Below are 13,691 nucleotides of genomic sequence, written 5' to 3'. Positions count from 1 at the left end.
AATTACGGTCTTAAAAAAGGGGGTTAGCTGCCTCTATAAACCTGATAACCCCATGGTGTTACCAATAATGGGACATGATAATGACCACCAGTTTCCGTCATGCTAAATCGAACAGGCACCGTTGTTAAAAAGTTCGGGGTAGGGAGTGTAAGGCCTTTTGCTTGATAGTAATCTGCTACGTGAAAGACTAGCTCGTAGGTTCCTTGTCGCCAGTCTTCGTTTGTAACGATTTGCTCATCACAGCGGCCGTCTGAATTTGTTATCACCGTTTTAAAAAGCTCCATAGCTTCGTTTTCGGATTGAAAAAAAACTTCAATTTTTACATTTTGAGCAGGGGTTCCATGATGTAGATCTAAGACATGTGTTGATAATGAGGGCATCTCTTTTCCTCCTAGATATTTAGTTACTAGCCAGATTCGCAAGTATCGCGTTAAATCGTAGTCTCGCAATTTTATAGATTTCCTGCAGAGCAGTTTCGAATTCCGCTTCTCGAGAGTTGTTTAATCTTTCCTTCATGGTCTGTAAAATGTGGTTTTTATCTTTCCCTGCAACGGCAATAATGAAGGGGAACTCAAACTTTGCCATATAGGCTTTATTGGTAGCTGAGAAATCCTCAAATTCCTCTGGCGATAAAGAATCCAGACCGGCCCCGTTTTGTTCGCGGACAGATGCCTCGCTCATTTTGATGCGTTTGCCAAGCTCCGGGTGCTCTAAAATTAATGTGAGCTGTTGATCATGGCTTGCTTCAGCCACGATTGCTCGCATTATTTCAAATGCTTCTTCAACTGTGTTAAACGGCTTTTTCGCAACGGCCCTTTGAGCAATCCAGGGCGAATGCTCGAATATTTCACCGAAAACCTCTACAAATTCCTCGTTGCTATAGGTGTTAATCATTTTAATGGCCATCTTTAATTACCTCCTTGAGAGATGAGCGTTGTTTCGGATACTTGAACTTTTTCCTTTTTTGAACGCTTAAAATTTAGAACAAGATTCATCGTAATGGCAGTTAAGCTTCCTGTGATTAAACCGTCCCCAACAAGCATTTTTAATGCAGCTGGAAGGCTGGAGAAAAGCTCTGGTACTACTGTTGCGCCCAATCCAAGGGAAACTGAGCAGGCTATGACAAGTAAATTGTTTTGATTTGTAAAATCAACTTTACTAAGCATTTTAATGCCGGAAGAAACGATCATTCCAAACATCACAACCGTTGCGCCACCTAAAACAGCTGTAGGGATTAGCGTTGCAAGAGCGGCAATTTTAGGAATTAAGCCGAGACCGATTAGAATAATTCCTGCTGCCACCGTTACATTTTTAGATTTCACGCCTGACATTTGAACAAGCCCTACATTTTGAGCGAAAGTATTATAAGGGAATGCGTTGAAAATCCCGCCTAATAAAAATGCTATACCCTCTGCTCGGTAGCCTCGTTCCATATCCTTTGGAGTCAGTTTTTGTTTTGTGATATCGCTGAGGGCCAAAAATACACCAGTTGACTCAATCATTACGACAATTCCAACAATGATCATTGTAATAATAGGAACCAATTCAAAGGTTGGTACCCCAAAGTAGAAGGGTGCGGGTAAGTGGAACCAAGAAGCGTCTCCTAGTGTTGAAAAGTCAATTGGATTTATAAAGCCATAAGCAGCAGTACCTATAATTATCCCGAACAATACAGCGAGGGATTTTATATAGCCTCTTCCAAAATATTGAACTAGTAAAATAATAAACAGAGTCAAAAGCGAAAAAATCAAATTTTCAAGCGAACCGAATTCTGGACTGCTTGCACCACCGGCCATATTTTTAACTCCTGTGGGAATAAGAGATAAACCGATAATCATCACAACTGTACCTGTAACGACTGGGGGGAATAGCTTTAATATCTTGCTGAAAAATTTAGCGAAAAGGATGAGAAACAATCCAGTGGCAATGATCGCTCCGTAGATAGCAGTCATACCGTATTTTGTTCCGATAGCAATCATCGGTGTTACAGCGACGAAAGAGGAACCGAGAACAACTGGTAGGCCAATCCCGAAAAAGCGGTTTTTCCACATTTGCAATAGGGTAGCAATTCCGCAGGTCACTAAATCGATGGCGATTAGATATGCGAGCTGTGTAGAATTTAACCCGATAGCACCACCTACTAAAATGGGAACGAGCATGGCTCCTGCATACATAGCTAAAACGTGCTGTAATCCGAGAGAGGCTGCTTTTGGTTTGCTTATCTGTTCAATCATATGTTTCCCTCCAAATCCATCCGTAACTTTTTCTAACTATTAATGTTACGATTTATTACATAATAAAAAATATTCAGTTAATTGTCTTTGGATGATTTGGCTAATTAAGCTATGAAGTTTTAGCTACTATAACTGAATGCTAATTTAAGCGTATTGTTCGATCAGCAGATGATTTTGGATACGAAGTGCTAATCGAAGCTGAAGTGTCACTTCTGGATCCTTTAAATCCTTCTGTAGAAGACTACTGCATTTTTCAATCCGATAAATTACGGTATTTCGATGCACATAAAGTCGCTTCGCTGTTTCTGAAATTTGGCAATGGCATTCTAAAAACTCATTTAAGGTTTCAAAAAGCACCTTCTGCTCTTCATCTGGAAGAGAGGAAAAGGCTTTAAATACCATGCGATGATAATTCATTAAATCAGTTTGTGGAATCATTTGTAATAGCTCATTGATTTCTTTTTTCTTATAGAAGGAAATTAATTTCCTGCGATTTCTTATCGTTAGCACTGTGCTTTGTGCTTCTTTATAAGCACGCTGTATCTCGGAGAAGTTATGCGTTTGATTGCTGACGCCGAACATCATATGAAGATCGAAATATTGATAAATAGAAGCCTCTAATTCAGTGAATAGCTCGGTTAAAAATAACGTATAGTCTGAATTTGGATCCTGCAATTCGAATAAAAAGATTAACTCGTTATTCAGGGTGAAGGCGTGTATAGGAATCCTGCTTGTTTGAAGGGCTTCCTCACAATATTTATGAATTTGCTCGATGACGAAATTTGGTTGATAGGAATAAGAAGCTGTTTTTGTTGTTACGTGCCCGATAATGCAAAGATATACTTGCTGATAAGGTAATGAAAGCTCTTGTGACATAGCCTTTAAGGCGATAGGTGAATGGCCGTCCTGCTCCAGTAAATCTCGGAAATGCTGATTGCGAATATTACGTTTTTGCTGGAGGAGTGCTTGCTCCTGCATAATCGCAAAAGATAAAACGTTAATGGCCTGCTCAATCGTTAAACGGGACAGGATATCCTGCTCATCTATCGAGCCTTTAATCATTAAATAGCAATTCTTCTCAGAGTTAATGTTGATGGGATATAAAGAAATTGCTTGGCGGTCAGCGATTAATGAAAAGGCCCATGCTTTATTTGATGGTGTATGTCTAATATCATTGCGCATCAGTTTGTGAATCGATGCCAGCTCGGGAATATATTGCTGAGCAGAATACATCGGCCGTAAAAACGGGCTGATTAGCTGAACCTCTCTCCCTATTAAAGAGGTTAGCTGGCGTACAAGTCTCTGAATGCCTTGGCCGTTTAGTATAAGCAATGTAAATTGCCGATGGATATCCATGGCGTGAGTTAATAAAGAAGCTTCACTTTGTAATATCTTTTCGGTCATCAAAAAATTGATTTGCCCTAGTGATAGATGCTCGGGTAGCTCGATGAAAGGTAAATGTAGTTGATCTGCCAGCAGCAAAATATCTTGAGGGATTTCATGTAAAAAGCGATTCTTTTTAATGCCGATACCAGCACACCCCTTTGAAGCCATTTCACGTATAAGCTCCTGAAAGAAATCGTGGTTATTCTGTAGATGATAGGCAGTCGTGATGATCAGCTCGTCTTTTCGCAAATATGGAATAATGTCCGGTGCATCCATCATTGTAATGGAGCTGATTTCTCGACCTCTACTTTTTCCCCCGGCTACTAATGTGATAGGGGCTAATTCTTTTTGAGAAAGCATTTGTAGAATGTTCACAAACAAACCCTCCTTTTTTGCTATATGTTACAAAATCTAACATAAAATCAATGTAAATAATAGTGTGTTATAAAAAGTTACATAAAAAAGAGACAAAGGACCGATTTTTGTTCACATTAACTAAAAATGAGATTTTTTTTAACAAAAATGCTGATGAAGTGGCTTCTTTTCTTTCTTTATACTGATAAAAAGGTTGAATATTCGGTTATTTAAAGAGTTACCAAAACGTAGGTAACGAATTTCAGGAGGGAAGGTGATGTGTCATATGAGTGAGGCTCAGGCGGCACAGATTGAAGTGAGTGAAATTCAAGGATTGATCGATTGGCTAGCTGCTTTTGGCATAACAAGCGAAGGTGGAGTCACGAGATTACTCTATTCAAAAGATTGGGTAAACGCACAAAATGCACTAAAACAAAAAATGGAAGATACAGGGTATACTACTTACTTTGATAATGTAGGAAATCTTTTTGGACGGATAGAAGGAACGGAAGAGGATGTTATTTTAACTGGCTCACATGTTGACACAGTAGTTCAAGGTGGAAAGTATGATGGCGCATATGGTGTACTGGCAAGCTATCTAGCTACCAAAAGATTAGTGGAGCTATATGGTAAGCCGAAGAAAACAATTGAAGTCGTTTCACTCTGTGAAGAGGAGGGGAGCCGATTCCCGCTCACGTATTGGGGCTCTAAAAATATAGTCGGGGAGTATTCACCGATGACAATAGAAGGTATGAAAGACAAGGACGGAATTCCGTTTAAGCAAGCAATGACCGAAGCGGGCTTTCCGTTTTTATCTTATAAAACAAAAAAACGAAGTGATATACAGCACTTTATAGAAATCCATATTGAACAAGGCTCTGTATTAGAGAAAAGTCAGCTGGATTTAGGGTTGGTCAGTCATATTGTTGGGCAAAAGCGATTGACCGTTACGTTAACTGGTGAAAGCAATCACGCAGGTACAACGCCAATGACGGAGAGGAAGGATGCTCTTGTGTGCGCGGCGAATTGTATTAGTGAACTGACAGCTGTTGCGAAATTAGAATACCCCGCATTACGAGTGACAACAGGTCAGTTAATTGCAAAGCCGAATGTCCCCAATGTAATCGCAGGAAATGTAAATTTCACTTTAGATATACGTCATCACGAATCAGAAGTTTTAGAGACATTTTGTCAACGAGCAGCTCTGTTGCTTCAACGGTTGGCAGCCAATAGTGGCATTGCTATAGAAATTGACCTATGGACGGATATTAGTCCAGTTCCATTAGACACCAAACTGCACAAGGACATGGAAAAAAAGCTCGCTGCCAAAGGGTTAACCTATATGCAGATGGTGAGTGGAGCCGGCCATGATGCACAAGTCTTTGGTCAGCATATCCCCACGACAATGCTTTTTGTTCCCAGTAGGAACGGCATTAGCCATTCACCGCTTGAATATACGGATAGCACCAAGCTAGAGATTGGTGTCTCCGTTTTAATGGATTATCTATACGAATTAGCTTACTAAGGAGTGAAATGTGATGAACTATAAACAATTACAAACGCCTTCAAGAACAATAATGACACCAGGTCCAGTCGAGGTAGACCCTCGTGTATTACAGGCTATGAGTACACCAATCCTAGGGCAGTTTGACCCAGCCTTTACTAATATTATGAATGAAGTAATGGAAATGCTTCGAGAGTTATTCCAAACAAAAAATAAATGGGCCTTTCCGATTGATGGAACTTCCCGCTCAGGCAATGAAGCACTTCTAGCGAGTGTCATTGAACCTGGTGATAAAGTGCTCGTACCAATTTTCGGTCGATTCGGTCATTTGCTTGTTGAGATTTGTGAACGCTATGGTGCGGAAGTCTATACTTTAAAAACAGAGTGGGGAAGCGTGTTTGAGCAGCAAGTGATTATCGACAAGATGAAGGAAGTACAACCTAAAATAGTGGCCGTCGTTCATGGCGAAACCTCTACCGGTTGTATGCAGGGGTTAGATATTCTTGGTAAGGCCTGTCGTGAACAAGATGTGCTGCTTATTGTCGATGCAGTGGCTTCGATTGGTGGCGTCAACATCCCAGTAGATGAATGGTATATAGATGGCATCATTGGTGGGACACAGAAATGTTTATCAGTTCCAGCAGGGATGGCGCCAATTACGTATAATGACAGGGTTGAGTCTGTTATTCAAGGACGCAAAAAAGTAGAATACGGGATTGCAACTGAAGAAGAGTTTGGCAGTAAACGAGCGAACATGATTCGCAGCAACTACTTTGATATTGCAATGATTCAGGATTATTGGGGACCGCGACGTTTGAATCATCATACAGAGGCCACATCGATGATTTATGCACTGCGTGAAGGCTTACGACTTGTACTAGAAGAAGGACTGGAAGAGCGTTTTGCTCGTCACAGCTATCATGAAGCAGCACTTATGAAAGGCTTGGAAGCGATGGGGCTTACGATTTATGGGGATCCAGCCTGTAAGCTAACACCGGTTACTTGTGTTGTCATTCCCGATGGTGTAGATGGAGAGAAGGTGCGCAAATTGATGCTAGAGCAATTTGGTGTTGAAATTGCCTCTTCTTTCGGACCGCTTCAAGAGAAAATTTGGCGAATCGGAACAATGGGGTACAGCTGTCGAAAAGAAAATATCTTAAAGGTGCTGCAGGCTTTGGAGGCAGCGTTAATTCGCAATGGGTTTGAACCGAAACGTGGTGAAGGCGTACAGGCGGCGCTTGATTATTATGATGTTCCTTCATATGTGCTGATAAAGGAGGCGTAAGCATGGATTTGGATATTATTATAAAGGGTGGAATCGTAGTCGAGCCTCATCAAGCAACTGTTTGCGATATAGCAGTGAAGGATGGGAAAATTGTTCAAATTGCAGCAGAAATTTTGAGTGAGGACGTTCCAACGGTAGATTTAAAGGGGAAAATCGTTCTACCTGGTGCAATCGATGCCCATGTACACTTTAACGAACCAGGAAACGTCGAATGGGAAGGAATTGAAAGTGGCTCTAGAATGCTTGCAGCGGGTGGGGCAACCATGTATTTTGATATGCCCTTAAACAGTAACCCTCCGACAATTGATGTACCATCTCTTGAGTTGAAGGAACAGTTATCCGCTGAAAAATCTATAGTAGATTATCGATTCTGGGGCGGCCTTGTGCCAGAAAACATAAGCGATCTAGAAAGTCTAGCAGAGCGTGGAGTCATTGGATTTAAGGCCTTTATATCAAACTCTGGTTTTGAGCCATTTAAATCTGTGGATAATCTCGCTTTACTAAACGGAATGAAGGAAATCAGCCGTCTAGGTAAAATTTTAGCCCTGCACGCAGAAAGCGATGAAATGACACAGCATTTAGCAGCTGAGAAAATCGCAAACGGTTTACTGGATCCAAAGGATTACTGTGAATCTCGTCCAATCATTGCGGAAATTGAAGCTGTACAGCGAGCCCTTGCTTATGCAGAGGTTACTGGATGTGCCTTGCATTTTGTCCATATTAGTAGCCCAGAAGCTGTGAGAATCATAGATGAAGCAAAAGTGGGCGGGCTGAATGTCACGCTGGAAACCTGTGCCCATTATTTATTGTTTAATGATGAGGCCTTTGATGACCATGGCGTTTATGCAAAATGTGCACCACCATTGCGATCAGCAAGCGTTCAACAGGAATTGGTCGAGCTAGTTGTAGCAGGAAAAATCGACTTTATTACATCAGATCATTCTCCATGCTCCCCTGAATTAAAGGATTTAACCAAACGGAATTTCTTTGAAGCATGGGGAGGAATTAACGGTGGTCAATTTACCCTGTTAGCAGCTTTAGAAGTGGCAAAAGCGAATGGATTACCTTTGACAGAGGTAGCAAAGTTAACAGCAGAAGCACCGGCTCTTCGCTTTGGACTAGAGGGCAAAGGTCGTATCGAGGTGGGCTATGATGCCGATTTTGCCATTGTAGAGGAAATACCTTATCTCGTGACGAAGGAAACAATACAAGCAAAGCACAAGGACTCTTTATATGAAAATCACGAATTTCCTTATCAAGTAGCCGCAACATATAGCAAGGGAAAACTGGTTTTTGCCGCAAATGAAATTCTATCACATAGTAAATAAGAGTAAGAAGCCAATGCTGAACTTTCAGTATTGGCTTTGAGCTTTGTGGATAAGTTTTGGTTGAGTGAACCTGTTAATCAACTATTGTGGATAAATGAAAGAGGAATTACTTTAGTGTGAATAAGCGGAGAAATTTCGGTTATCTGGAAGCTGGAGGTGTATTGGGCGTGAATAAGGGAATATTTTCCTGTTATTCAAAGAAAAATACCTCATTTTTATGTTTTTCAAGCTAATAGGCGGAATTTCTTCCGCTATTTCATTCATTTTGCATTAAAACGGGCAAATAAACGGAAATTCTCCTTCTATTTATAGAGTAGGTCACCACATCCTTAACCTAGTACGCCCAATCTACAAAACCGATACTACCTAAGCCCACCAGGATTACAAATACATCCTCACCTCAACACCACGTATCCATCCAAAACTTTTCCACAAGCTTCTAAAATTCATCCACAATTGTTGACAGAATAGAGGTTATCCACAGGGGGATATTCACTTTTCACACCTCGTCCAAATATTTATTCTCACCATTGTTCAACAATTTCCAAGGAATACTGAGAATTATTTCCCGAGAAATGTCTTATTTTGCGTTTGAAGTAGGAATTTGTAAAAACCTTTAAATGATTAATGAAATGAGGACGATAGACATACCTTGTCATAAGGTAATTTACATTGAGGAAATTGTTTCACTTAAAATCATTTAAGTTATTTCTCACAGATAGAAAGCTTAGTTGACAAGGGAAAGGGGAGATTGAATGGCGATTGTTATCCCGACAATTAATTTGAAGGGCGGCGTAGCAAAGACAACAACGACTGTTGGCCTTGCCGAAGTGTTAGCAGCAGAGTTTAAAAAGAAAGTCTTACTGATAGATTTAGATCCGCAAACAAGTGCAACGACGATGTTAATCGGTGATCGACGTTGGAAAGAGTTAAATAAAAATGGTTATACATTAGCTGCATTATTTGAAGAAGCATTGGATCCAGATGAGTCTAAATTTATTCTCGATAAAACACTTCAAAAAAATGTCTCAAATATTTCCTCCTTGAGAAATTTAGATTTACTTCCTTCTAGCCTAGATTTAATAAATATTCAGGACGTTTTGGCTAAAATGCCGACGGGACCATTTTACTCAGACAATCCTATTGAGATTTTAAAAAAGGCGATACGCCCTATCAAATATAATTATGACTATATCTTAATCGACTGTCCTCCTAATATGGGGATCATTACATTGAATGGTCTTCGCATCGCTAACGGGTATATCATTCCGGCTATCCCTGATGTCCTTTCTACATATGGAATACCTTATATTGTGGATCGTATCGAGGAGTTTTCAAATAATATGGACATTAAAATCGAAGCATTAGGAATTGTTGTGACCAAATTTAAAGAAGATTCAAAGGTACATAAAGATATTTTGGGAAAGCTTAAAAAGGGAATGATTCCGCATGTATTTAAATCTATTTTTAAAGAAAGTAATCAGATAGCTAAGGCAGCAGATTACTCTCAGCAATATTCTACGTTCAAGGAAAAGTGGGAAGAAGATGGCCAATATAATGCTTTTTGCAATCTGGCAAAGGACATTATTGAGAGATACGAAGGGTGAATTCTAAATAAAATTGCATTTGATTTCAGCTGATTCTCTATTTTAACTCAAATAAATTAACCTATTTTGGACAAACTAGTCAAGTAACATATAGAAATGGTTTTTGAAAAAAATCTTTTCTATATAGTTATATTCAAGTAGGGGGGATAGCTATCATGCCAAATGTAGAAGCGAACAACACGAATTATAATTCCGATAAGGAAGGGAATGTTTGTGCGGTGGATAAACTTAATGTGAGTCAAAACAAACAAGCCAAAAATAATAATGAGGAGTTTGCTTCCGAGGTTCATCTAGATCAAAATTTAGAAAACTATGAATCGAAAAATACGTTTGGTAATCAAAATAATGAACGGAAAGGGCTGCCGGTAAGTGAAAGAACTGCCTGGAATTAGCTAACTTTTAGCTATTTGATGAAGTTATTCGAATACTTGAAAATATGGGACATAAAGAGGTGACTCTTTAGTCCCATAATTTATTTGTTTAAAAATAGCTGTTACTATAGTACTATAATGCTGAACGAAATAAATTAAGGATGTACTTAGTAATGAAAAATCATAAAATAAAACTAATTTTAGTAATATCTGCTACTTTATTGATAGTTTTTAATGTTCTAAGTTTTTACGTAACCGATCAGAATATAGAAACCACGGTTGAAGAGGCGATTGCCAATCAAACGCTAGAAACAGCCAAAGAGATTTCTGCAAAATTTGATACAGCTACGTATAAACGATTTCTAAGTAATCCTGAAAAGAATGATGATTATTGGAAGTTAAATTATCAGTTGAATACTATTAGAGAAGACATAGGTGCTCTATTTGTTTATACAATAAAAGTAGATAATCCGAAAGTATCCCATACGATGATTGCTGGATTACCTAGAACGGAACAAGAATTTTTCAAAATTGGGGCTGTTTGTACTCTCCCGGAGCGGGAGGTAAGGCATGCGTATTATAGTGGTGAATCATACACCTCAGACATTATAGATGATAACCGTTATGGGAATTATTTGTCCGTGGGTACTCCAATATTCGATGATTATAATAATATAATTGGGTTTCTTGCAATTGACATCAGTACGGATAAAATCAATACCATTAATGAAAGTGTCCAAGAAAATAATGTGATTATCTTTTTGGTTAACTCAATATTTCTTTTAATTGCTATCTGTTTATCTTACTTCCTTCAAAATTGGTACCAAAGGGAAGTAACAAAGGAAATAGAAAATACAGAGGATACATATCAAGGGGAAATTCAAACGCTATTAAGCTCTGTTTCTTCACTGAGACATGATTTTTCAAACCATATACAAGTTATCCACGGCCTGCTTACAATTGGAGAATCAGAGAAAGCTAGGCAATATGTAAATTCACTATCAAACGAAGTTCAGTTAATTGAATCGATAAATTCGACAATTGAGCATCCAGGTTTGGCAATTCTGTTAAAATCGAAAAAAATCGCAGCACAAAACCACCAAATAGCAATGGAAACAAAGGTAAAGCAGGATTCCTATCAGCGTATTAAAACGACGGATATGATTAAAATCCTTTCAAATTTAATAGATAATGCAATGGATGCGACACGAGAGTTAACAGAGGACTCACGAAAAGTGTCAATCTTTTGTGATGCAAACGAAACGCATTATATTTTTAAGGTAATAAATACTGGGCCAAAGGTTGTCAGTAGCGGAGCCATTTTCAAACAAGGTTTTTCTACAAAGCCTATTGAAGAAGGTAAGGTTCGAGGGCAAGGGTTGTTTATAGTCAAAGAGGTAGTAAAAAAATATAATGGTGATATATCGATTGAATCTTCTGGTGATAATATAACGACTGCTATAGTGAAAATACCAGTTAAATAAAGTGGAGGCTCCCTAACAAGATTGGGGAGCTTTTTTCTAACCCTCAAAATATTTTTTTGAAGGTAAAAAGAGTGTCAAAATTCGATTTTCAAATAAAAAGACATCGCAAAATCAAATTTTGGACCAATTTCGTGTAAATGTAGATTTTATGAGCATTTGACATTATTTAGGGATTGATTAAAATAAGGGTAACTTCAAGAATACCTCTAAGATTATCCTCATAAAACAGCTTTAATTATTCCTGATTTATCTATTCGAAAACTATAAATGAAGGAGTGTAAAGTATGCAATTTATTATTTCAAGGGTCGAATGTCCAAATTGTAACGGTGAAGCAACTGAATATTATGATTACAAATCTGGTATGGTGACAGGAAGCTGTGAAGCCTGTGAAAAAGACTTTTCTGACAAAAGAGAAGTTACAGGTGAAATGCAAAGCTATCGGATAATGTATAAGGATGCTTATGGAATATTTAGCTTAGGTAAAAAAGATGGCTCCTCCCATGTATACATGTTTAACTCGGATATTGAAGAGAAGGTTTTAGCACATTTTGCTGCATATTTAGAAATACCTGAGGTGGATTCAGAAAATAGTTTTATCGCTCAATACTCTAGTGGTGCATTTTTTGTAAAGTATGGTAGGGTGCCTAGTAATTTCCTAGAGATTTATGCGGAAAACTATGAAATTTATAAGCCCTTTTTACAAGCCGTAGAAACAAAATATCCTCGTTGGAGAGGGTGAAGGTAGTGTGCTCGAAACAAAAAAACTATTAGAATCCAAAAATCTATTGATAAAGATTGCAAGTGGAATTAATCCTCTAGACGATACACCCATCCAAGAAGAAAGCTTTTTACATAATCCACAAATTATCCGTCCATTATGTTTCCTTACAGACTATATTTCTTATGAAATTGAAAAATCAAAGAAACCAAGAAAAAAACCAACCGATGTTATCATTACAGACGAACAAATGGAGCAAGTGACTTTACCAGCAGGGAGTATGGGCATTAATGAATTTGCTAAGGCTATTAATGCAGTAATTGATCGAACGGTTAGTAAAAATGTTACTGGTGCAATGATTAATAAAAATTTAAAAGAGCTCGGTATTTTAAGTGAAGAAGTCGATGAGCAAGGACATCGTAATACGGTAACAAACGACAAATCAGAAGGGTATGGAATAGAGAGTGTCACTCGAACCTTTAATGGTCGTGAATATCAAAAGGTCGTATTTAACCAGGTCGGAAAGGAATTTTTGTTAAAAAATTTCTGTGAGCTGATGGGCTAGATAAGCTATATATACAATTCAAAAGGAGTAAGATTCTAGACTGTCCAATCTTGTTAGGGAAGTAGCAAATCTGGTATACTAAAGTTAAGAATTTCATAATTTAATGTGACTACTTGATGCTGCAACATCAAGTAGTCGGTGCGATAGGCTAGTCCATTAAGAGTGGATTGGCTATTTTAAAGAATTAACCCATCTAGTCGTTCGCGCGGCAAAAGGATGGGTTATTTTTTATGGTTAAAAGATAGAACAGACACTATCAACGCTGAAAACCCGACTGCAAACATAAGCGTTTCAGCAACTGTCATGGCATCACCACCTCTCTAAAGAAGTGAGGAACCAATCCTTCTTAAAAGGAAGCTAAACTATCACAACCAAATTATAGCACATATGTTCGCTTTTGAAAGGGTACAAGGTTGGATTTTATAGAACAGGCTTATGAAAAATGAGAACAGAGACTGTATTTCGTTTGAAATTAGCTTAATAATTACTAACATTTAAAGAATGGGAAAATATAATTCGCATATTTTAATACCTAATGTAAAAAATAAACTAAATGACAAAAGTGAGGGTGAACTATGCGAAAACAATTCTATTTAATCATGTGTTTAATAGGCTCGCTAATTTTTTTGGCAGCTTGTAAGGATAATCACGATAAACCACCAGTAGAGGCAAAAAATGAGGTGAAAGAAATAAAGACAAGTGGCTCCTTAGATAAAATTAATTCCTTACTAAAAGAAGTGTAAGTTTTTATAAATAAGCAAATCAAATTATCCGAAGAACCATTATATTCATATAATGGACCACAATAGATAGTAAATATGCTACATTAAAGAAAAAGTGAGCTGAAGAGGAAA

The 13,691-nt window shown here is 38.2% G+C and carries 13 protein-coding genes; 9 read left to right on the top strand and 4 right to left on the bottom strand.

The window, feature by feature from the left end; genetic code table 11:
* Positions 1-23 precede the first annotated feature (23 nt).
* The 4 genes from uraH to BJ095_RS03055 all read right to left on the bottom strand — a co-directional run bounded on the left by uraH (position 24) and on the right by BJ095_RS03055 (position 3,995).
* A complete protein-coding gene (gene uraH / locus BJ095_RS03070) occupies positions 24-380 on the bottom strand; it encodes a hydroxyisourate hydrolase (RefSeq protein WP_107931618.1) in 357 nt (118 codons plus the stop codon).
* A gap of 19 nt (positions 381-399) precedes the next feature.
* On the bottom strand, positions 400-906 hold the full coding sequence (uraD, locus tag BJ095_RS03065; RefSeq protein WP_107931620.1) for a 2-oxo-4-hydroxy-4-carboxy-5-ureidoimidazoline decarboxylase: 507 nt from the start codon (positions 904-906) through the stop codon (positions 400-402).
* Positions 907-908: 2 nt separating this feature from the next.
* A complete protein-coding gene (locus BJ095_RS03060; protein WP_107931621.1) occupies positions 909-2,234 on the bottom strand; it encodes a nucleobase:cation symporter-2 family protein in 1,326 nt (441 codons plus the stop codon).
* Between the two features lie 144 nt (positions 2,235-2,378).
* On the bottom strand, positions 2,379-3,995 hold the full coding sequence (locus tag BJ095_RS03055) for a PucR family transcriptional regulator (protein WP_107931623.1): 1,617 nt from the start codon (positions 3,993-3,995) through the stop codon (positions 2,379-2,381).
* Positions 3,996-4,251: 256 nt separating this feature from the next.
* Between BJ095_RS03055 and allC the strand changes: the two genes are divergently transcribed.
* The 9 genes from allC (at position 4,252) to BJ095_RS18940 (ending at position 13,580) form a co-directional block, all read left to right on the top strand.
* Complete coding sequence (gene allC, locus BJ095_RS03050) at positions 4,252-5,499, top strand: allantoate deiminase (RefSeq protein WP_107931625.1); 1,248 nt, start codon at positions 4,252-4,254, stop codon at positions 5,497-5,499.
* 13 nt (positions 5,500-5,512) lie between these two features.
* Entirely contained in the window at positions 5,513-6,763 is a 1,251-nt protein-coding gene (locus BJ095_RS03045) for a pyridoxal-phosphate-dependent aminotransferase family protein (RefSeq protein WP_107931627.1), read from the top strand.
* A 2-nt stretch (positions 6,764-6,765) separates the two neighbouring features.
* Positions 6,766-8,091: an allantoinase AllB gene (gene allB, locus BJ095_RS03040; RefSeq protein ID WP_107931629.1), complete on the top strand. Its 1,326-nt coding sequence runs from the start codon at positions 6,766-6,768 to the stop codon at positions 8,089-8,091.
* Positions 8,092-8,846: 755 nt separating this feature from the next.
* A complete protein-coding gene (locus BJ095_RS03035) occupies positions 8,847-9,698 on the top strand; it encodes a ParA family protein (protein WP_107931630.1) in 852 nt (283 codons plus the stop codon).
* A 155-nt stretch (positions 9,699-9,853) separates the two neighbouring features.
* Complete coding sequence (locus BJ095_RS03030) at positions 9,854-10,090, top strand: hypothetical protein (RefSeq protein ID WP_107931632.1); 237 nt, start codon at positions 9,854-9,856, stop codon at positions 10,088-10,090.
* A gap of 152 nt (positions 10,091-10,242) precedes the next feature.
* Positions 10,243-11,553: a sensor histidine kinase gene (locus BJ095_RS03025; protein WP_107931634.1), complete on the top strand. Its 1,311-nt coding sequence runs from the start codon at positions 10,243-10,245 to the stop codon at positions 11,551-11,553.
* Positions 11,554-11,837: 284 nt separating this feature from the next.
* Complete coding sequence (locus BJ095_RS03020) at positions 11,838-12,293, top strand: hypothetical protein (RefSeq protein ID WP_107931636.1); 456 nt, start codon at positions 11,838-11,840, stop codon at positions 12,291-12,293.
* A 7-nt stretch (positions 12,294-12,300) separates the two neighbouring features.
* A complete protein-coding gene (locus BJ095_RS03015; RefSeq protein ID WP_107931638.1) occupies positions 12,301-12,837 on the top strand; it encodes a hypothetical protein in 537 nt (178 codons plus the stop codon).
* A gap of 575 nt (positions 12,838-13,412) precedes the next feature.
* Complete coding sequence (locus tag BJ095_RS18940) at positions 13,413-13,580, top strand: hypothetical protein (protein WP_181417943.1); 168 nt, start codon at positions 13,413-13,415, stop codon at positions 13,578-13,580.
* Positions 13,581-13,691 lie beyond the last annotated feature (111 nt).

The organism is Ureibacillus chungkukjangi (genome assembly GCF_003217295.1).
Classification (GTDB): domain Bacteria; phylum Bacillota; class Bacilli; order Bacillales_A; family Planococcaceae; genus Ureibacillus; species Ureibacillus chungkukjangi.
This window is presented reverse-complemented; position numbering and strand designations above follow the sequence as displayed.